The following is an 18,700-nucleotide window of genomic DNA, read 5'->3' as shown; positions in this document are numbered from 1 at the left end:
GCATGCGCCTCGTCGACTACCTCGACAAAGGCGCCCAGCAGGGCGCCGATTCGCCGTGCCTCACCATGGGCGACGCCGACCTGAGCTACGGCCAGGTGCAACGCATCAGCTGGCGCGTGGCGCGCGGCCTGCAGCGCGCGGGCATCCAGCCCGGGGACAAGGTGGCGGTGCTCTCGAGCAACGACGCCCTGGCCTTCGCCACGGTGTTCGGCATCTCGCGCGCCGGTGGCGTGTGGTGCCCGATCAACCCGCGCAACGAGGCCAGCGAGAACGCCTTCGTGCTCGATGCCTTCGATTGCGCCTGCCTGGTGTTCCACAGCAACTACGCGCCCATGGTCGAGCAGATGCGCGCGCAGCTGCCGAAACTGAAGGCGCTGGTGTGCCTCGACCAGCGGCAGGCCTTCGCGCCCGCCATGGACGAATGGCTCGACGGGCTGGACGATGCGCCGATCGACATCGCGCCGCCCGACGACGTGGCCATGATCGCCGGCACTGGCGGCACCACCGGCCAGCCCAAGGGCGTGATGCTGTCGGGCGGCAACCTGGAGGCCATGTCGGCGCTGACCCTCATGGGCTACCCCTTCGAAGGCCGGCCCGTGTACCTGGCGCTCGCGCCGCTCACGCATGCGGCCGGTGTGCTGTGCCTGCCGGTGATGGCGCTGGGCGGGCGCGTGGTCATCATGCCCAAGCCCGACCTGAGCGAGTTCCTTTCGCTCATCGAGCGCCGGCGCGTCACCCACACCTTCCTGCCGCCGACGCTGATCTACATGCTGCTGCAGCACCCCGAGCTGGCGCAGACGAAACGCGATTCGCTGCAGTGCTTCTGGTACGGCGCCGCGCCCATGTCGGCCGCGCGGCTCGAAGAAGCGCTCGACAAGATCGGCCCCGTCATGGCCCAGCTCTTCGGCCAGACCGAGGCGCCGATGATGGTCTCGATGATGCCGCCGCGCGCCCACTTCAATGCCGACGGCTCTGTGGCGCGCCAGCGCCTGGCCTCGGCGGGGCGCCCCGGGCCGCTGGTGCAGGTCGGCATCATGAACGGCGAGGGCGCCTTGCTGCCCACGGGCGAGAGCGGCGAGATCGTGGTGCGCGGCTCGCTCGTGATGCGCGGCTACTACAAGGACCCGAAGGCCACGCAGGAGGCCTCGCGCCACGGCTGGCACCACACGGGCGACATCGGCTACCTCGACGCCGACGGCTTCCTGTACATCGTCGACCGCGCCAAGGACATGATCATCTCGGGCGGCTTCAACGTCTACTCCACCGAGGTGGAGCAGGTGCTGATGCAGCACCCCGATGTGCAGGACAGCGCCGTCGTCGGCCTGCCCGACGAGAAGTGGGGTGAGCGCGTGGTGGCCGTGCTGCAGCTGCACGCGGGCCGCAGCGTGGATGCCGAGGCGATCAAGACCTTCGTCAAGTCGCGCATCGGCAGCGTGAAGGCACCCAAGCAGGTCGAGGTGTGGACCGACCTGCCGCGCTCCAAGGTCGGCAAGGTGCTCAAGAAGGAAGTGCGCGCGTCGCTGTTGCAGAAGCTGTCGTCATCCTGATTCAGTCGCGCTGGTAGTGCCCCTGGTGCGCCTGGCGCAGCTCGAACTTCTGGATCTTGCCCGTCGAGGTCATCGGCAGCGCGGGCACGAAGACGATGTCCTTGGGCACCTCGAAGCCGCCTAGGTGCTCCTTGCAGTGCGCCGTGAGCGTGGCTTCCGAGAACTCTGCCGGCGCATCGGGCCGGCGCGTGACGAAGGCCGTGATGGCCTCACCCCAGCGCTCGTGCGGCAGGCCGACCACCGCGGCGTTGAGCACGGCCGGGTGGCGCAGCAGCACCTCCTCGACCTTGAGCGAGGGCACGTTCTCGCCGCCCGACTTGACCATGTCCTTGAGCCGGTCGAGAAAGATCAGCTGCCCGTCGTCGTCCAGCTTGCCCAGGTCGCCCGAGTGGTGCCAGCCGAAGCGCTGCGCGTGCGCCGTGGCCTGCGGGTCCTTGTAGTAGCCGAGCATCACGTTCGGTCCGCGAAAGACGATCTCGCCGACCTGGTTCGGCGCGAGCAGCTCGCCCTCGTCGCCCATCACCGCGACCTCGTTCACCAGCGTGCCCACGCCCCAGTACGAGCCGAAGCGCTCGCGCTGCTGGTGCGTTTCGAAGATGGTGGCGCCGGGGTACATCTCGGTCTGCCCCGAGGCCAGTGCGAAGTTCGGGCACAGCGCATCCAGCAGGCGCAGCAGCAGCGTGCGCGACATCGGCGCCATCGCATACACGCACAGCCGCAGGCTCGACAGGTCGCGCGATTCGCGCTGCGGGTGGGCCAGCAGCGCGCCGTACATCATGGGCAGCCCGACCGTCACGGTGATCCTGTGGCGCTCGATGGCGGCGAGCATCGCGCCGGGGTCGAAGCCGCGCAGGATGACATTCGTGCCGCCCACCGCGAGCGCCGACATCAGCACCGTGTGCTGCCCGCAGTGAAAGAGCGGCAGCACGTTGCTCCACACGTCGTGGTGCGCGGGGCCGCCGCCCCATTCGAGCATGTTGCTCTGGAGCACCGAGTGCACCGAGGCGTGCGAATGCATCACGCCCTTCTGTCGGCCGGTGGTGCCGCTGGTGTACATGATGAGCGCGAGTTGGTCGCTGTCGATAGGCACGTCGGGCAGCGTGGCGGGGCCCTGCGCAATGGCCTGCGCCACGGTGGGCACGCCGGGCGGCGGCGTGTCGCCGTCGAGCACGCACAGCAGCGGCGAGACGGCCGCGGTGTCGAGCAGCTGGCGCAGCTCGGGCTTGGCGTGCAGCGCGGTGTCGATCACCAGGTGCCGCGCTTCGGCGTGTTCGAGGATGTAGCCGATGGCATCGACCGCGAGCGCCGTGTTGATCGGCACCCACACGAGCCCGGCCTTCTGGATGCCCAGCAGCGCGACCACCATCTCGATCGAGTTGTTGCACAGCATGGCCACGCGCTCGCCGCTGGCCAGGCCCAGGCCCAGCAGGTGGTGCGCGAAGCGGTTCGATGCGGCGTCGAGCTCGCTGTAGCTCATGCGGTGCTCGCCTTCGATGAGCGCGGTGCGCGCGCCGAAGCGCCGCGCGCTGCGGTGGATCACGTCGCCCAGCGCGATGCGGGCGATGCGCTGGAAGGAGGAGGGCGTGGGCTCGGTGCGGGCGGCGGGCATGGGGGCGTGTCTCCGGTCGTTGGGGGTGTTCGATCGGAGCGCAGACTAAGACCGGCACCGCCTGCCGGTCTTGCGAAGAGTGGCTATGCGGCGCCGGCCGCCCGCCGGGGCCGCGTCAGAAGCGGGCCTTGAGGAAGGCCGAAGGCCCCTGCAGCCGCACCTTGAGGCGCGAATCGGCGAAGCCGCCCTCGCGCGTGAGGTCGATGTTGGTCACGCCATACGACAGCACCAGGCCCACGTTCTTCACCGGGAACCACTCCACGCCGGCTGCGGCGTTGTAGATGTTGCCGTGGAAACGGCCACTGCTTTTCCACACGCCGGAGGCGTCGGCGAACAGCCGAAGGTCGGGCGTGATCGCGTGGCGCACGCCGACCTCGAGCAGGGGCGCGATGGCGTTGTCGCTCGAGCGCTCGCTGACCGAACGCACCTGTCCGTTCACGCCGACCAGCGCACTGGCGCCGAGCGTCGCGCGGTAGTAGGCCGCGCCGGCGCCCAGGCCGAAGACGGTGTTGCCCGAGCCGAGCCACCACTTGTAGGCGAGCTTGGCGAAGTCGAGTTGGGCCGAGAGGTTCGCGTTGCCGATGGCGCTCAGCGAGCCGAAGCTGCCGAACGAGGTGTTGCCCGCCACCTGTCCTTCGTAGTCGCGCTTGTAGCGGTAGTAGTCGAAAGACAGGCCCTGGCTGTCGCCGATCAGCACGTCGGCCGAGATGCGCGGCATGGTCACGCGCCCCGGCTTGAGCTCGTTCGAGCGCAGCACGCCGTAGGGGGTTTCGACCGAGGCGCTGAACTTGGGATCGGCACTGAAGGCCCCCACCGAGAAGCTGAAACGGTCCAGTGCCGGCGAGGGCTCGGCCGCAGCAAAGGGTGCGAAGCACAGAAGGCAGAGGGCGCCGGTTCCGGCCAGGGCGCCGAATCTCGCGGTCCGGTCGAACGGACGCGAACGAAGCAACAGCATGAAAGAAATCCTTCGGGTGAAAGATGCCTCGGGCATGTGCGTGGCGCGATGCCTCCGGGCTGAGGCTCCCTGAAACCGCATCACCTTAGTGACGGGGCACCGCGCCGCGCATGCGCCGTTGGCCGATGTGCCTGTAGGAAATTGCCGATCGCACGCCGACGCATGCCGCGGCGCTACAGTCCGCCCATGCGCGAACACCTTTCCACCACCACCGGTCCCCAACGTCTTCTCTACGGGGCCGCGGCGGCCGTCGCGGTGGCGCTCGTGCCTTGGCCGATGGGCCTCACGGCGCGCGCGCTGGCCGGCTGGTGCGCAGGCGTGGTGGTGTACCAGGTGCTCAGCTGGTGGCTGGCCGAGACCTTCGACGCCCAGCGCACGCGCGAGCGCGCGCAGCAGCTGGACCAGCCCAACGTCGTGATCCTGGTGTCGATGCTGGTGGCGGTGGGCGTGAGCGTGGTCGCCATCGCGATGCTGTTGCAGCAGGTGCGCCAGCTCAGCGGCTGGGCGCGCGGCGCGCACGTGGCGCTAGGGCTGGTGGCACTGGCGGGCTCGTGGCTGATGATGCACACGATCTACGCCTTCCACTACGCGCACCGCTACTACATCGACCGCAAGGACAGCGCCTCCGACGGCGGGCTCGACTTTCCGGGCAAGGAGGCGCCCGACTACTTCGACTTCATGTACTACGCCTACGTGATCGGCATGACCTCGCAGGTGTCGGACGTGCAGGCCACCTCGCACGAGATGCGGCGCATCACGCTGATCCACAGCGTGCTTGCCTTCGCCTTCAACATGCTCGTGCTGGCCCTGTCGGTGAACGTGGTCGCAGGCGTGGTCTGAAGAAAACTCAGCCCGCGGCCTTGCGCAGCGACGGCAGCTTGACGATGCCGGTCGACAGCGCCACGCCGCACACGATCACGAAGGCGCAGATCAGCATCCACTGCGTGATCTGCTCGCCCAGGAACACGGCGCCGTAGAACAGCGCGAACACCGGCACGAGGAAGGTCACGGTGAGGGCGCGGGCCGGGCCGGCGCGTTCGATGAGTCGGAAGAACAGGATGTAGGCCACGCCCGTGCAGGCGATGCCCAGGGCCAGCAGCGCCAGCCACGCGCGCAGGCTGGGCATCTGCGCGGGCCAGAGCCAGATCGCGGGCAGCGCGAGGAACAGGCTGGCGCCGATCTGGCTGCCGGTGGCCGTGGTCAGCGCGGGCACGCCGGACAGGTGGCGCCGCGTGGCGCTGGCCGAGATGCCGTAGCACAGGCAGGCCGCCAGGCAGGCCAGCACGGCCCACAGCGCGGCGTGGTTGCTGGCCCCGGCATGCAGGCCGGCGCTGCGGCTGGCGAGCATCGCGACGCCCGCGAAACCGATCACCAGGCCGACGAGGCGCGAGCCGTTCGGCCGCTCGCGGAACCAGGCCCAGGCCACCAGCGCGCCGAACATCGGCGTGGTGGCGTTGAGCACCGCCGCCAGGCCGGTGTTGATGGTCAGCAGCGCAAAGCAGAACAGCGCGAAGGGCATGCCCGAGTTGAAGATGCCGACCGTGAGGCTGGCCTTCCAGTGCTTGGCGATCGACGGCCCCTGGCCGCGCAGCAGCGCGATCGGCAGCAGGAACAGCGCCGCGATGACCACGCGCACGGCCGCGGTCGGCAGCGCGCCGAACTCCGCCGCGCCGATGCGCATGAACAGGAAAGAGGCGCCCCACAGCGCGCCCAGCAGCACGAGATCGATGAGCCACGCCTTGGGCGCGAGCGCGGCGGGGGCGGGCGAAGGCGAGGGGGCGACGGTGCTGTTGTTGTTCGTTGTGGTCATGCGTCTCTTTGGGGATTGGCGCGGCGCCACAGCGAGGGGATGTGGCGCTGCGCCATGGGCGGTGTTTTCTTCTGTCTTACTTGCCGGTCTCGAGTTCGAGCAAGGCGGTCTTGCGCTCGAGCCCGCCAGCGTAACCGGTCAGCGAGCCGTCTGCACCCAGCACGCGGTGGCAGGGCACGATCACGCTGATCGGGTTGCGCCCGACCGCCGCGCCCACCGCGCGCACCGCGGCCGGGTTGCCCACGCGCTGGCTCAGCGCGCCGTAGGTCGTGGTCTCGCCGGCCGGGATGGCCAGCAGCGCCTGCCACACGCCCTGCTGGAAGGCCGTGCCGTGCGACAGGTCGAGCTGCATGTCGAAGTGGCTGCGGCGGCCCGCGAAGTAGTCGCGCAGCTGCGCGGCGGCCTCGACCAGCGCGGGGTGGTCGTCCTTGGTCTGCCAGCCCGTGGTGTCGGGCCAGTGGCGCTGGTGGTCGAACCAGACGCCGGCCAGGCCCTGGTCGGTGGCGGCCATCGTGACGCCGCCCAGCGGCGTGTCGGTGTGCGAGGTGTAGATGACGGTGCGCTTGAATTTCATGGTCTTTCAGGCACGGGGCCTGCCGTTGCGAGGTCGGAAGAAGTGGCGGTCGGCGCGGCGGCCGGTGCCGGTTCGGAGGGCGCGGGCGGCGTGTGCCAGGCCCGCAGCACGGCGTAGCTGCGCCAGGGGCGCCAGGCCTGCGAGGCCTCGCCCGCGGCGCGCGCGGTGGTCACGCCCAGCGCCTTCTGCAGGGCCACGTCGCCGGCGGGAAAGGCGTCGGGCCAGCGCAGGGCGCGCATCGCGATGTACTGCGCGGTCCAGGCGCCGATGCCGGGCAGCTCCTGCAGCGCCGCGAGGGTCGAGGGCACGTCGGCGCCCGCATGCAGTGCCAGCCGGCCCGAGGCCACTTCGCGCGCGATGGCCTGCAGCGCGGCCTGCCGCTGGCGCACGATGCCCAGCTGCCCGAGCGCGTCGCCGCTGGCCGCCGCCAGCGCGGCGGGCGTGGGGAAGAGGCGGCTCAGGCCGTCGATGGGCGTGTCGATCACGTCGCCGAAAGCCTCGACCAGCCGCGAGCCCAGCGTGCGCGCCGCGGCCACGGTGATCTGCTGGCCCAGCACCGCGCGCACCGCGAGCTCGAAGCCGTCGACCGTGCCCGGCACGCGCAGCCCGTCGCCGTGCGGAAAGGCCGCATGCAGCGCGGCGTTGATGGCCATCGGCTCCGCGTCGAGGTCGAACAGGGCGCGTGCGCGGCTGATGACGATGGGCAGCACCGTGGCCAGCGAATCGCTCACGGCCAGCAGCACCTGCTCGCGTTCGAGGTCGAAGCGCAGCTGCAGCCAGCCGGCGTGCGCCTGCCCGCCCTGCTGCACGCGCAGGGTGCGCGCCAGGCGCACATAGGTGGGCGTGCTGCCCTTGGCGGGCTCCTTGCCGTCGGCGGTGTGCACGGTCTCGACGCCGCGCAGCGCGCGCCGTGCGAAGAAGCCGAGCATGGCGTTCGCGTCGTAGGGCGGGCGAAAGCCCAGCCGCACCTCGATGGCCTTGCCTTCACCGCCTTCGGTGCCGCCCGCGCGGCGCAGCGCGCTCGGGTTGAGCCCGTAGTGCTCCACGAAGGCCGCGTTGAAGCGCCGCACGCTCGCGAAGCCGCTGGCCAGCGCCACCTGCGTCATCGGCAGGCGCGTGTCGGCGATGAGCTGCTTGGCGGCCAGCAGGCGGCGCGTCTGCAGGTACTGCAGCGGCGACACGCCGAACTGCGCCTCGAAGATGCGCCGCAGGTGGCGGTCGCTCACGCCCAGGCGGGCCGCGATCTGCGCCGCGCCGGGGCCTTCTTCCGACCAGGCATCGGGCTCGTCGATCAAGCGCGCCGCCTGCAAGGCGAGGATGCGCGAGGCATCTTCGGTCGACCAGCTGGCCGCGCGCGGTGCCAGCTCGGGCCGGCAGCGCAGGCAGGGCCGGAAGCCTGCGGCCTCGGCCTGCGCTGCGTGGCGAAAGAAACGGCAGTTCTCGCGCCGCGGCAGCTTCACGCGGCACACCGGCCGGCAGTAGATGCCGGTGGAGGTCACGGCCGTGAAGAACGAGCCGTCGAAGCGCGCGTCGTGCGTCTTCATCGCCAGGTAGCAGGCGTCGCTCTCGAGCACTTCGGAGGGGGCGTGGGCGGTAGACATGGGGAAATGATACGGTTTCGACTCGTTTCAACTGGCCGTTTTCGGACATCGATGTCTACAACGCGTTGCCTACAATGCCCGACTCCGAACCAACAGTGACCCCGCCCTTCATGCAGCTCAGCGCATCGATCTTCAAGGCCTATGACATCCGCGGCGTCGTGCCCCTCAGTCTCGATGTCGAAGTGGCCGAGGCGCTGGGCCGTGCCTTCGGCAGCGCAGCCCGCGCGGCCGGCGAGACCGCGGTGGCCGTGGGCCGCGACGGGCGCCTGTCGGGCCCGGCGCTGGTGGACGCGCTGATCGACGGCCTGGTCGCCACCGGCGTCGAGGTGATCGACATCGGCGCGGTCACGACCCCGATGCTGTACTTCGCGGCCCACACGCTGTGCACCAGCGGCATCCAGGTCACGGGCAGCCACAACCCGAAGGACTACAACGGCTTCAAGATGGTGCTGGCCGGTCGCGCGATCTACGGCGACGAGATCCAGGGCCTGCGCAAGACCATGGAAGACGGCAGCGCCACGCTGGCGCCCGGCGGCAGCGTGCGCAAGGTCGACGTCACCGACGCCTACGTGCAGCGCATCGTGGGCGACATCAAGCTGGCACGCCCCATGAAGATCGTGGTCGATTCGGGCAACGGCATCGCGGGTGCGACCGCGCCGGCCATCTTCCGCGCCATCGGCTGCGACGTGGTTGAGCTGTTCAGCGAGGTCGACGGCAACTTCCCCAACCACCACCCCGATCCGAGCAAGCCCGACAACCTCCGGGACCTGATGGCCGAACTGGCCAAGGGCCAGGCCGAGCTGGGCCTGGCTTTCGACGGCGACGGCGACCGGCTGGGCATCGTCACGAAGGACGGCCAGAACATCTTCCCCGACCGCCAGATGCAGCTCTTCGCGCAGGACGTGCTCTCGCGCGTGCCCGGCGGCACCATCGTCTACGACGTGAAGTGCTCGCAGCGCCTGGCGCCGGCCATCGAGGCCGCGGGCGGCACGCCGATGATCTACAAGACCGGCCACTCGCTCATCAAGGCGAAGATGAAGGAAATCGATTCGCCGCTGGGCGGCGAGATGAGCGGCCACATCTTCTTCAAGGAGCGCTGGTACGGTTTCGACGACGGCACCTACGCCGGCTGCCGCCTGCTCGAGATCCTGAGCAAGCACCCGGACGCGAACGCCGTGCTCAATGCGCTGCCCACCAGCTTCTCGACCCCCGAACTGAACGTCGCCTGCGCCGAAGGCGAGCCGCACGCGTTGGTCGCCCGGCTCGTGCAGAACGCGCGCTTCGACGCGCCCGCCCAGGTCTCGACCATCGACGGCCTGCGCGTGGACTGGCCCGATGGATTCGGGCTGATCCGCGCTTCCAATACCACCCCCGTGCTGGTGCTGCGCTTCGAAGGCCAGACCGAGGCGGCGCTCCAACGCATCGAGACCGAGATGCTTGCGGTGCTGCGAACGGTCAAGCCCGACGCCACGCTGGCCGCTGCTGCCCACTGAAGAACCTGTGCGTTCCCTGCTGCTTCGCCTCTACGGCGTCTTCACCACCGCCGTCCAACCGCTGGTCCGCCGCAAGCTGCGCCGCCGCGCCATCGCCGAGCCCGGCTATGCCGTGGCCGTCGAGGAGCGCTTCGGCCACTATGACGACGCCACCACCGGCTTTGCCCAGTGCTGGGTGCACGCCGTCTCGCTGGGCGAGACGCGCGCCGCCGCCATCCTGATCGCCGAGCTGCGGCGCCAGTACCCGGGCATTCCGATCCTGCTCACGCACGGCACCGCCACGGGCCGCGAAGAGGGCGCCAAGCTGCTCGAGCCCGGCGACACGCAGGTCTGGCAGCCGTGGGACACGCCGGGCGCCGTCGCCCGCTTTCTCGACCGCTTCCAGCCGCGCATCGGCGTGCTGATGGAAACCGAGGTCTGGCCCGAGATGGCCGCCGCCTGCGCCGAGCGCCGCATTCCGCTGGTGCTGGCCAATGCGCGGCTCAACGAGAAATCGCGCGCCGCGGCCGAACGGCTCAGCGGGCTGGCGCGGCCGGCGTACTCGGCGCTCGCCGCCGTCTGGGCGCAGACCGAGGCCGACGCGCACCGGCTGGTGTCGCTGGGCGCCAAGGTGGCCGGGATCTACGGCAACCTCAAGTTCGACGCCACGCCCGACGCGCGGCAACTGGCCACGGCCGTGTCGCTGCGCGAGCATCTGCCACGGCCGATGGTCGTGCTGGCCAGCTCGCGCGATGGCGAAGAACGCCTGCTGCTCGAGGTGCTCAAGCGCTTCGGCGCCACCTCGCCGGTGCCGCCCGAGCAGGGCGCGATCCGCTCGATCGCCAAGCGCGTGCACGACGTGCAATGGATGATCGTGCCGCGCCATCCGCAGCGTTTCGACGAAGTGGCGGCGCTCATCGAGGCCGAAGGCTTCGCCGTGGCGCGCCGCAGCGCGGCCGGCCAGCCGGCCGAGGCCGAGATCTGGCTCGGCGATTCGCTGGGCGAGATGGCGCTGTACTACGGCCTGGCCGACGTGGCCTTGCTCGGCGGCAGCTTCGAGCCGCTGGGCGGGCAGAACCTCATCGAGCCGGCGGCCTGCGGCTGCCCGGTGGTCATGGGCCCCTCGACCTTCAACTTCGCCGAGGCGGCGCAGCTGTCGCTCGCGGCGGGCGCGTCGCTGCGCGTCGAGGGCATGGAGCAGGCCGTGACGGCCGCGCTCAAGCTGGTCGAGAACCCCGAGCGCCGCGCCGCGATGGCGCAGGCCGCGCTGGCGTTTTCGTCGTCGAACCGTGGCGCGGCCGAACGCACGGCGGCGGCGGTGCTGGCGATTGCGCAGGCGGCAGAGCCGGTGACGACACCGGTGGCCGGCGACGACAGCGCGCCGCCCGAAGCGGCGCGGGCCGAACCCACGCTGGATTGATGGCGTGACCCGTTGCCGGGTCAGCGCACCGGCGGGTTCAGGATCACCGGCGGCGGCGGTGCCGACGGTATCGTCGGCGCGGGCGGGTTGAACGGCTGCACCGGCACCGGCGGCACCACCGGAATGGCCGGCGGCGTCACGGGCACCACAGGCGCGCCCGTCGTCGCGGCAGGCACTGCAGGCGTGCTGCCATTGCGCGCCAGCGTCGCGTTGATCGCGTTCATGTCGTCGGTCGTCAGCGTGCCGTTGGCCTGGCGCAGCTTCAGGTTGCCCAGCAGCACGTTGTAGCGCGCCTGCGCGAGGTCACGCTTGGTCTGGAACAGCTGGCTCTGCGAGTTGAGCACGTCGATGTTGATGCGCACGCCCACCTGGTAGCCCAGCTTGTTGGCGTCGAGCGCGCTCTGGCTGGAGGACTCGGCCGCTTCGAGCGCCTTCACCTGGCCGGCGCCCGACACCAGCCCGAGGTAGGCCGCGCGCGTGGCCTGCGCCACGCTGCGGCGCGTGCCCTCGAGCACGCTGCGCGACTGGTCTTCGAGGGCCAGCGTTTCCTTGATGCGGTTCTCGGTGGCGAAGCCCGCGAACAGCGGCAGGTTGAAGGTGACGCCGACCGTGGCGGCGTTGACGCGCGTGCCCACGGTGCTGGTGCTGGTGCCGGTCGGGTTGCGCGTGACGTTGTAGCCCAGGTTGGCGTCCAGCGTGGGCTTGTGGCCGGCCTGCGCCTTCTGCACCTCGAGCCCGGCCACGTCCAGGCCCAGGCGCGCCTGGCGGATCGCCGGATGCACCTCGTCGGCCTGCGCCACCCAGGCGTTGATGTCGGCGGGCTGCGCGGTCGGCAGCAGGACCGGCGCGGCCAGCGGCACGGGCACGCTGCCCGGGCGGCCGACCAGCTGGTCGAGCACCACCTTCTTGACCTGCAGGTCGTTCTCGGCGGCGATTTCCTGGGCGATCACGAGGTCGTAGCGGGCCTGGGCCTCGCGCGAATCGGTGATGGTGGAAGTGCCGACCTCGAAGTTGCGCTTGGCCGAGGCCAGCTGCTCGGCCACGGCCACCTTCTGCGCGCGCACCAGGGCCAGGCTGTCCTGGCTGGCGAGCACGTCGAAGTAGGCCTGGCTCACGCGCACGATGAGGTCCTGCTCGGCGATGGTGAGCACCGCCTGCGCCACCTCGGCCTGGCGCTTGCCCTGCTCGTAGGTGGCCCAGTTGGCGGGGCGGTACAGCGGCTGCGTGGCATTGATGCCGACGTTCTGCGTGGTGAAGTCGCGCGAGGCGCTGCTGCCGCGGCCGGTGCCGGTCAGGGTGTCGATGTCCAGGTTGCTGCGGTTCACGCCCGCGGTGAGCCCGACGGCCGGCAGGATGCCGGCCTTGGCCTGCGCGGCGCGCGCCCGGTTGGCCTCGTACTGGGCCCGCGCGCCCTGGTAGGTGGCGTCGAAGCCGCGCGCGGAATCGTAGAGTTCGTTCAGTGTCTGGCCCTGGGCCGGCAGTGCGAGCAGGCTCGCAATGGCGCTTGCGAGGGCTGCGGAAAGTGGCAGAAGCCGGGGCCTGGGAGGCATTGAACGTCCTTGGGAGGGAAAGAATCAGTAGCGCGGCACGTTCGGGTCGTGCTGCGCCGACCAGGCGTCGATGCCCCCCGCCACGTTGGCGAGCGAGTCAAAGCCGTTCTGGTGCAGAAAAGCGGCCACGCGCTGGCTGCGGGCGCCGTGGTGGCACAGGCAGGCGATGCGGGGCGCGGGCTGTCCGTCGCCGGCGGCGAGTTCGGCCAGCCGGCCGGGGATCTCGTTCATCGGGATCGCGACCAGCGTGAAGCCCTGCGGCGCGACGCTCGCCGTCTGCAACTCCCAGGGCTCGCGCACGTCGAGCAGCACGGGGGCGGCGTCGGCGTCCTGTGCGAACCAGGCGGCCAGGTCGGCGGGGCGGACTTGATCGATCATTCGGTGGGCCGCTCGATCAGAACGCGAAGCGCGAGGGCTCGGGGAAGTTCAGCAGGCGCGGCGCCACGGTGTCCCAGGGCTGGATCGTTTCCCACTTGCTTTCGCTGGTGCGGGTCACGAAATGGGCGCGCATCATGGGCTCGTCGCCGACGATGGCCGACAGGCGGCCGCCGACCTTGAGCGAACCGAGCAGGTTCTGCGGAATGCGCGCGACCGAGCCGCTGAGCACGATCACGTCGAAGCTCGGGCCGCTGGTCAGCGGCACGGCGCCGTCGGCGTGGCGCACTTCGACGTTCGTCACGCCGTTGCTGCGCAGCGTCTCGGCGGCACGGGCGGCCAGCACGGGGTTGATCTCGAGCGACAGCACCTGGGCCGCGCGGGCGCCGAGCAGGGCGGCCATGAAGCCGGAGCCGGTGCCGATCTCGAGCACCGATTCGTGCTTCTGGATGTGCAGGTCCTGCAGCGTGCGGGCCTCGACCTTGGGCGACAGCATGAATTCGCCGGGCACCGAGCCGTCGAGCAGCGGCAGTTCCATGTCGAAGAAGGACAGCGTGCGGTGCGCGTCGGGCACGTAGTCTTCGCGGTGAATCTCGGCCAGCAGCTCGAGGATGTCCGACTCCAGCACGTCCCAGGGACGGATCTGCTGTTCGATCATGTTGAAGCGCAAGCGCTCGAGGGTGGGCGTGGGGTTCATGGCGTGGCTTTCCTTGAAGGCTCTGGACGGGACAAACCTTCAATTTTAGGTCGCACCGATGACGCCACCGCGCCAGTCGGCCATCCGATGGCCGTCATGCGGGGCTCCCGGGGCGCACGCACAGACCGTGAAGCACGGTTTCGCACTGGGTGGCGATGAATTTTTCGGGGTCGAGCGTGCTCACGCCGTCGACGCAGACCATGGCCGAATGCTTCCAGAGCATGAGGAACACCATGGGGGCGACCACCGAGTAGATGGCGTGGTCGATGTCCATGGGCACGAACTCGCCGCGGTCGATGCCGCGCTGCAGGATGCGGCGCAGCAGGTCGTGGCCGGGGCGCACCACCTGCTGGCGGTAGAACTCCGCCAGCTCGGGGAAATTGCCGCCTTCGCTCATCATCAGCTTGGTCAGGCCCGAGGCCTTGGTCAGGCCGACGCGCTCCCACCAGACGTTCATGCAGTAGCGCAGCATCTCGGCCGTCGTGCCCTCGAAGGCCTCGAATTCGGCGTTCCACTCTGTGAAACGGCCGCCGAGGTTTTCGATCACCACGGCCTTGAACAGCTCTTCCTTGCTCGGAAAGTACAGAAAGAGGGTGCCCTTGGACACGCCGGCGCGGGCCGCCACTTCTTCCGAGCGGGTGGCGGCAAAGCCCTTTTCGACGAACAGGTCGAGCGCCGCCGCCAACAACTCGCCCGGACGCGCCTCCTTGCGCCGCTCGCGCTTGGACGGCAGCGGGCAGAACTTGTCGACGAGGGAGCGGGGGGAGGCCATGGTGTTAATGACTGACGGGTTAGTAATGTAGTGACCGGCATCCGGCCCGTCAAGCCGCGACAATACCGGTCCCCGCTTTTTCCAACCCACCCGGAGCCGCGCCATGTCTTCCTCACCGTCGCCCACCGAAACCATCGTGCTCGGCGGAGGCTGCTTCTGGTGCACCGAGGCGGTGTTCGACCGGGTGCAGGGCGTGCTGGACGTCGAATCGGGCTACAGCAACGGCCAAACGGTGAACCCGAGCTACGAGCAGATCTGCACCGGCCGCACCGGCCATGCCGAGGTCGTGAAGCTCGAATTCGACCCGGCGCAGATCAGCCTGCGCGAGCTGCTCGAGATCTTCTTCGTGGTGCACGACCCCACCACGCTCAACCGCCAGGGCAACGACGTCGGCACCCAGTACCGCAGCGGCATCTACACCACGAGCGACGCCCAGAAAGAGGTCGCCGACTCTGTCATCCGCGAGATCGAGGCCAGCAAGACCTACAGCGCGCCCGTGGTGACCGAGGTGGCGCCGCTGGCCAACTACTCGACGGCCGAGGCCTACCACCAGGACTACTTCCTGAACCACCCGAACCAGGGCTACTGCGCGTTCGTGGTCGGCCCGAAGGTCGAGAAGTTCCAGAAGACCTTCGCTTCGCGCGTCAAGGCCTGAGTCTCTTCTTTCACGCCCCGTGTCCGCCACCCTGCGCCAGACCCCGACCCGCATGACGCGCACCACGCGTGCGCTCGTCGTCGCGCTGGCGTTCGCGCTCTGGTTCGCCGGCACGATGGGGCTGATGCACCGTTCGCTGCACGTGCCGGGCCTGCCCGCCGCTGCAGCGGCGGCGCAGGCACAGGCCGCGCACCGGCACGACAGCGGCCACACGCTGGCCAGCCTGTTCGGCGTGCACGACGACGCCGACTGCCGCCTGTACGACCAGCTCGCGCACGGCACGGGCGTGCCCGGCGTGCCGCTGGTGGTGCTGCCGATGCTGCTGCCGGCGGCCACGTTTGCTTATCTGCAGGGCGAAGCCATCGCCCGCTGGGTCGCGCTCTTCGACGCGCGCGGCCCGCCGTCCACTCGCTGAATCCCCCGTGTTCCGGTGGCCGCACCCCCTTCGGGCGGGTGAGGGCAGCCGGTCGTTCCCCGATTCAACGAGTGTTCTTTCTTCATGACCCCCCAATTCCGTCGCAACGCCATCGGCGCTGCCGTTCTTTCGCTCGCCTCGGTGGCGAGCCTGGCCCAGACCGCCGACACCGCCGCCGCCCCGGCCGCTGACGCCACCAGCCTGCGCGAAGTCACCGTCACCGGCAACCCGCTGGGCGCGAGCGACCTGATCGCGCCGACCACCTCGCTGTCGGGCGACCAGCTGCTGCTGCGCTCCGAATCGACGCTCGGCGAAACGCTGAACAACCTGCCCGGCGTGAGCAGCAGCTACTTCGGCCCCAACGCCAGCCGACCCAGCATCCGCGGGCAGGACGGCGACCGCATCCGCATCCTGCAGAACGGCGGTGGCGCGCCCGACGCCTCGGCGCTGAGCTACGACCACGCGGTGCCCATCGACGCGCTGGTGACCGAGCGCATCGAGGTGCTGCGCGGCCCCTCGGCGCTGCAGTACGGCGGCAGCGCCGTGGGCGGCGTGGTCAACGTGATCGACAACCGCATCCCCACCGAGCCCATCAACGGCTTCGGCGGCCGTGCCGATCTGGGCTACGCCAGCGGCAACAAGGAAAAGAGCGGCGGCGTGCTGCTCGAAGGCGGCAACGACCGCTTCGCCTTGCACGTCGACGCCTTCAACCGCGATTCGAAAGATGTGGCGGTGCCGGTCGACCTCGAATGCAGCAAGCCCGGGCGCCTGTCGCTCGCGCGTCGCATCTGCAACTCCCAGAACGAGGCGCACGGCGGCGCGGTCGGCGGCACGCTGTTCTTCAGCCAGGGCTGGATCGGCGCCTCCGCCAGCACCTACCGCAGCAACTACGGCACCGTGGCCGAGGACGACGTGACCATCGGCATGAAGTCCGACCGCTACGCGCTGGAAGGCGAATGGCGCCCGGGCGGCTTCATCCGCAGCATCCACGCGAAGGTGAGCCGCACCGACTACCGCCACACCGAGTTCGAGGGCCGCGAGGCCGGCACCACCTTCTCGAACCTGAGCAACGACCTGCGCATCGAGGCGCGGCACGAAAAGATCGGCAACCTCGAAGGCCTCGTCGGCTTCAGCCGCGAGACCAACCGCTTCGCCGCCGACGGCTCGGAGGCCTTCGCGCCGCACAGCCGCACGCGCTCCAACGCGCTGTTCCTGCACGAAGAGCTCGGCACCTCGTGGGGCCGCCTGAGCTTCGGCGCGCGCACCGAGAAGGTCACGGTGCGCTCGCTGGGCTACCCCGACGACCTGTCGGTGACGCGCTTCGCCATCGGCGAGCGCACCTTCAACCCGCACAGCGCGGCGTTCGGCGCGCTGGTCAACCTCACGCCACAGTGGCAGCTGACCTCGAACCTGGCCTACACCGAGCGCGCACCGAAGGACTACGAACTGCTCGCCAACGGCCCGCACGTGGCCACGGCGGCCTGGGAAGTGGGCGACCCGAACCTGGGCAAGGAAAAGTCCACCGGCTTCGACCTGGGCGCGCAATGGAAGTCGGGCCCGAACACGGCCCGCGTGAACGCGTACGTCACGCGCTTTCGCAACTACATCGGCCTGACCGCGTCGGGCCGCACGCTCGACGAGGAAGGGCAGGTCGTCACCGACCCCGAGGCGACCGACACGCTGGCCGAGTACCGCTACGGCGGCATGCGCGCGCGCTTCACCGGCATCGAGGCCAACGGCAACCTGCGGCTGCTGGGCGCCGACGGCTTCGCGCGCATGGCCGACGCGGCCACGCTCGACCTCGAATGGCGCGGCGACATCGTGCGCGCGAAAAACCTCGACACCGGCGAGCCGCTGCCGCGCATCGCGCCGCTGCGCCTGGGCGCCACGCTGGCCTACGGCAACGGGCCGTGGACCGCGCGCGTCGGCTTCGACTACAACGCGGCGCAGCGCCGGGTGCCGAGCGTGGGCGCGCGCGAGACGGACGCGTACACGTTGTGGAACGCGTCCATCAGCTACCGCATGAAGGTGCAGCGCGCCAACCTCACCTGGTACGCGCGCATGGACAACATCGGGAACACGCTGGCCTACACGCCGACCTCGATCCTGACGACCACGGTGTTCCCGAAGGCGCCGCTGCCGGGGCGTTCGCTGAAGGTGGGCCTGCGCGTCACGTTCTGACGTTCCAACCTTTTGAGCGACGGGCGCGCGCTATCCTCGCCGGGTGAATTCGTTCGTCATTTCTTCCCTGCTGCCCGTCGTTCTCCTCATTGCCGCCGGCTACCTCGCCGGACGGCGCCGGTGGATCGGCGGCAATGCGGTGAAAGACCTGTCGAACCTCATCTTCCTGCTGCTCGCGCCCGCGCTGCTGTTTCGCGCCATGGGCACGGTGCACGTGCAGCAGCTGAGCCTGAAGCCCGTGGCGGCGTACTTCATCGCCTCGGGCCTGCTGTTCGCGGCCACGCTCGCGTGGCGCGGCTTCAACCGCACGGGCGCGGTGCTCGCGCTGGCCAACACCTACAGCAACACCGTGATGATCGGCATCGCGCTGATCGGCCTGGCCTACGGCGAGCCCGGCATGGTGGTGCTGCTCACGCTGATCTCGCTGCATTCGCTCGTGCTCATGACCAGCGCCACCGTGGTGCTCGAGCTGGCCGTGGCGCGCGAGCACGCGGCGGTGAGCGGCGCCGACCGGCGCTCCATGGCGCGCACCGTGGGGCGCGCGCTGCGCAACGCCATCATCCATCCGGTGCCGCTGCCCATCATCGCGGGCCTGCTGTTCGCTCAGACGGGGCTCGTGATGCCCGAGGTGATCGACAAGCCGATCCAGCTGCTGGGCCAGGCCTTCGGGCCGGTCGCGCTGGTGATGGTGGGCATCACGCTCGCGCTCACGCCCATCGGGCGCCACTGGCGCGGCGCGCTGGTGCAGGCGCTGGTGAAGAACCTCGTGCACCCGCTGCTGGTGGCGCTCATCGGCTGGCTGCTGGGCGTGCGCGGCATTCCGCTCACCGTGATGGTGGTGGCGGCGGCGCTGCCCATCGGCGCCAACGTGTTCCTGTTCTCGCAGCGCTATCGCAGCGCCGAAGACCTGGTCACGGCCAGCGTGGCGGTGTCGACTGTGTTGGCACTTGGCACGCTCACGCTGGTGATGGTCTGGGTGCAGTGGTTGCCCTGACGGCCCCCATTTCTCCCGCGCTTTTCGCGAACTTTTGCCCGACTGGGCGACAGCGCTAGCCCTATGCCGTTTG

17 protein-coding genes are annotated in these 18,700 nt (G+C 70.0%); 8 read left to right on the top strand and 9 right to left on the bottom strand.

Going from position 1 to position 18,700, the window contains the following annotated elements:
* Positions 1–2: 2 nt before the first annotated feature.
* Positions 3–1,547, top strand: a complete 1,545-nt coding sequence (locus AC3WQR_RS08225) for an AMP-binding protein (RefSeq protein WP_492741702.1) — start codon at positions 3–5, stop codon at positions 1,545–1,547.
* Position 1,548: 1 nt separating this feature from the next.
* Here the strand turns inward: AC3WQR_RS08225 and AC3WQR_RS08220 are convergent, their stop codons facing one another.
* On the bottom strand, positions 1,549–3,156 hold the full coding sequence (locus tag AC3WQR_RS08220; RefSeq protein WP_492741701.1) for a class I adenylate-forming enzyme family protein: 1,608 nt from the start codon (positions 3,154–3,156) through the stop codon (positions 1,549–1,551).
* Between the two features lie 115 nt (positions 3,157–3,271).
* The gene (locus tag AC3WQR_RS08215; RefSeq protein WP_492741700.1) at positions 3,272–4,111 is read right to left on the bottom strand and encodes a hypothetical protein; all 840 of its coding nucleotides are present in this window, start codon (positions 4,109–4,111) and stop codon (positions 3,272–3,274) included.
* A gap of 186 nt (positions 4,112–4,297) precedes the next feature.
* On the opposite strand from AC3WQR_RS08215, the gene AC3WQR_RS08210 reads away from it, so the two are divergent.
* Positions 4,298–4,951: a DUF1345 domain-containing protein gene (locus AC3WQR_RS08210; protein ID WP_492741699.1), complete on the top strand. Its 654-nt coding sequence runs from the start codon at positions 4,298–4,300 to the stop codon at positions 4,949–4,951.
* Between the two features lie 7 nt (positions 4,952–4,958).
* Here the strand turns inward: AC3WQR_RS08210 and AC3WQR_RS08205 are convergent, their stop codons facing one another.
* The 3 genes from AC3WQR_RS08205 to AC3WQR_RS08195 form a co-directional block, all read right to left on the bottom strand.
* On the bottom strand, positions 4,959–5,921 hold the full coding sequence (locus AC3WQR_RS08205; RefSeq protein ID WP_095950807.1) for a DMT family transporter: 963 nt from the start codon (positions 5,919–5,921) through the stop codon (positions 4,959–4,961).
* Between the two features lie 76 nt (positions 5,922–5,997).
* Positions 5,998–6,495, bottom strand: coding sequence for a methylated-DNA--[protein]-cysteine S-methyltransferase (locus tag AC3WQR_RS08200; RefSeq protein WP_062469816.1), 498 nt, complete (start codon positions 6,493–6,495; stop codon positions 5,998–6,000).
* On the bottom strand, positions 6,492–8,096 hold the full coding sequence (locus AC3WQR_RS08195) for a DNA-3-methyladenine glycosylase 2 family protein (RefSeq protein WP_492741698.1): 1,605 nt from the start codon (positions 8,094–8,096) through the stop codon (positions 6,492–6,494). Before AC3WQR_RS08195 ends, AC3WQR_RS08200 begins: the two co-directional genes overlap by 4 nt.
* Positions 8,097–8,206: 110 nt before the next feature.
* Between AC3WQR_RS08195 and AC3WQR_RS08190 the strand changes: the two genes are divergently transcribed.
* Both AC3WQR_RS08190 and AC3WQR_RS08185 read left to right on the top strand, forming a co-directional pair.
* Positions 8,207–9,589, top strand: coding sequence for a phosphomannomutase/phosphoglucomutase (locus AC3WQR_RS08190; RefSeq protein WP_095746279.1), 1,383 nt, complete (start codon positions 8,207–8,209; stop codon positions 9,587–9,589).
* A gap of 7 nt (positions 9,590–9,596) precedes the next feature.
* Positions 9,597–10,988: a 3-deoxy-D-manno-octulosonic acid transferase gene (locus tag AC3WQR_RS08185; protein ID WP_492736670.1), complete on the top strand. Its 1,392-nt coding sequence runs from the start codon at positions 9,597–9,599 to the stop codon at positions 10,986–10,988.
* Positions 10,989–11,008: 20 nt separating this feature from the next.
* Here AC3WQR_RS08185 and AC3WQR_RS08180 read toward each other — a convergent pair whose 3' ends face one another.
* The 4 genes from AC3WQR_RS08180 to AC3WQR_RS08165 form a co-directional block, all read right to left on the bottom strand.
* Complete coding sequence (locus AC3WQR_RS08180; protein WP_492741697.1) at positions 11,009–12,538, bottom strand: TolC family outer membrane protein; 1,530 nt, start codon at positions 12,536–12,538, stop codon at positions 11,009–11,011.
* A gap of 24 nt (positions 12,539–12,562) precedes the next feature.
* Positions 12,563–12,916 carry a rhodanese-like domain-containing protein gene (locus AC3WQR_RS08175; RefSeq protein WP_369646240.1) on the bottom strand — a complete coding sequence of 118 codons (354 nt, stop codon included), beginning with the start codon at positions 12,914–12,916 and terminating at the stop codon, positions 12,563–12,565.
* Positions 12,917–12,932: 16 nt separating this feature from the next.
* Complete coding sequence (locus tag AC3WQR_RS08170; protein WP_369646241.1) at positions 12,933–13,610, bottom strand: protein-L-isoaspartate O-methyltransferase family protein; 678 nt, start codon at positions 13,608–13,610, stop codon at positions 12,933–12,935.
* A 94-nt stretch (positions 13,611–13,704) separates the two neighbouring features.
* Positions 13,705–14,382 carry a TetR/AcrR family transcriptional regulator gene (locus AC3WQR_RS08165; protein ID WP_095950801.1) on the bottom strand — a complete coding sequence of 226 codons (678 nt, stop codon included), beginning with the start codon at positions 14,380–14,382 and terminating at the stop codon, positions 13,705–13,707.
* Between the two features lie 103 nt (positions 14,383–14,485).
* Here AC3WQR_RS08165 and msrA point away from each other — a divergent pair, with 103 nt between their 5' ends.
* From msrA to AC3WQR_RS08145, 4 genes are all read left to right on the top strand, one after another.
* Positions 14,486–15,037 (top strand): peptide-methionine (S)-S-oxide reductase MsrA, encoded by a 552-nt coding sequence (msrA, locus tag AC3WQR_RS08160; RefSeq protein WP_492741696.1) that lies wholly within the window; start codon positions 14,486–14,488, stop codon positions 15,035–15,037.
* A gap of 19 nt (positions 15,038–15,056) precedes the next feature.
* Positions 15,057–15,452: a hypothetical protein gene (locus AC3WQR_RS08155; RefSeq protein ID WP_492741695.1), complete on the top strand. Its 396-nt coding sequence runs from the start codon at positions 15,057–15,059 to the stop codon at positions 15,450–15,452.
* Positions 15,453–15,536: 84 nt separating this feature from the next.
* Positions 15,537–17,633, top strand: coding sequence for a TonB-dependent receptor (locus tag AC3WQR_RS08150; protein WP_492741694.1), 2,097 nt, complete (start codon positions 15,537–15,539; stop codon positions 17,631–17,633).
* Positions 17,634–17,676: 43 nt separating this feature from the next.
* Positions 17,677–18,627 carry an AEC family transporter gene (locus tag AC3WQR_RS08145; protein ID WP_492741693.1) on the top strand — a complete coding sequence of 317 codons (951 nt, stop codon included), beginning with the start codon at positions 17,677–17,679 and terminating at the stop codon, positions 18,625–18,627.
* The last annotated feature ends 73 nt before the right edge of the window (positions 18,628–18,700 follow it).

This window comes from Variovorax sp. FW305-3-2-15-B-LB1 (genome assembly GCF_058787635.1).
Note: the sequence above shows the minus strand (reverse complement) of the source record. Positions and strands in the feature narration are given on the sequence as shown.

What these genes read in the sequence shown, in the direction of transcription:
- AC3WQR_RS08215 (WP_492741700.1), bottom strand. Translation starts at nt 4,111, where the DNA reads ATGCTGTTGCTTCGTTCGCGTCCGTTCGACCGGACCGCGAGATTCGGC.
- AC3WQR_RS08225 (WP_492741702.1), top strand. Translation starts at nt 3, where the DNA reads ATGCGCCTCGTCGACTACCTCGACAAAGGCGCCCAGCAGGGCGCCGAT.
- AC3WQR_RS08210 (WP_492741699.1), top strand. Translation starts at nt 4,298, where the DNA reads ATGCGCGAACACCTTTCCACCACCACCGGTCCCCAACGTCTTCTCTAC.
- AC3WQR_RS08170 (WP_369646241.1), bottom strand. Translation starts at nt 13,610, where the DNA reads ATGAACCCCACGCCCACCCTCGAGCGCTTGCGCTTCAACATGATCGAA.
- AC3WQR_RS08220 (WP_492741701.1), bottom strand. Translation starts at nt 3,156, where the DNA reads ATGCCCGCCGCCCGCACCGAGCCCACGCCCTCCTCCTTCCAGCGCATC.
- msrA (WP_492741696.1), top strand. Translation starts at nt 14,486, where the DNA reads ATGTCTTCCTCACCGTCGCCCACCGAAACCATCGTGCTCGGCGGAGGC.
- AC3WQR_RS08180 (WP_492741697.1), bottom strand. Translation starts at nt 12,538, where the DNA reads ATGCCTCCCAGGCCCCGGCTTCTGCCACTTTCCGCAGCCCTCGCAAGC.
- AC3WQR_RS08175 (WP_369646240.1), bottom strand. Translation starts at nt 12,916, where the DNA reads ATGATCGATCAAGTCCGCCCCGCCGACCTGGCCGCCTGGTTCGCACAG.
- AC3WQR_RS08205 (WP_095950807.1), bottom strand. Translation starts at nt 5,921, where the DNA reads ATGACCACAACGAACAACAACAGCACCGTCGCCCCCTCGCCTTCGCCC.
- AC3WQR_RS08165 (WP_095950801.1), bottom strand. Translation starts at nt 14,382, where the DNA reads ATGGCCTCCCCCCGCTCCCTCGTCGACAAGTTCTGCCCGCTGCCGTCC.
- AC3WQR_RS08200 (WP_062469816.1), bottom strand. Translation starts at nt 6,495, where the DNA reads ATGAAATTCAAGCGCACCGTCATCTACACCTCGCACACCGACACGCCG.
- AC3WQR_RS08195 (WP_492741698.1), bottom strand. Translation starts at nt 8,096, where the DNA reads ATGTCTACCGCCCACGCCCCCTCCGAAGTGCTCGAGAGCGACGCCTGC.
- AC3WQR_RS08190 (WP_095746279.1), top strand. Translation starts at nt 8,207, where the DNA reads ATGCAGCTCAGCGCATCGATCTTCAAGGCCTATGACATCCGCGGCGTC.
- AC3WQR_RS08150 (WP_492741694.1), top strand. Translation starts at nt 15,537, where the DNA reads ATGACCCCCCAATTCCGTCGCAACGCCATCGGCGCTGCCGTTCTTTCG.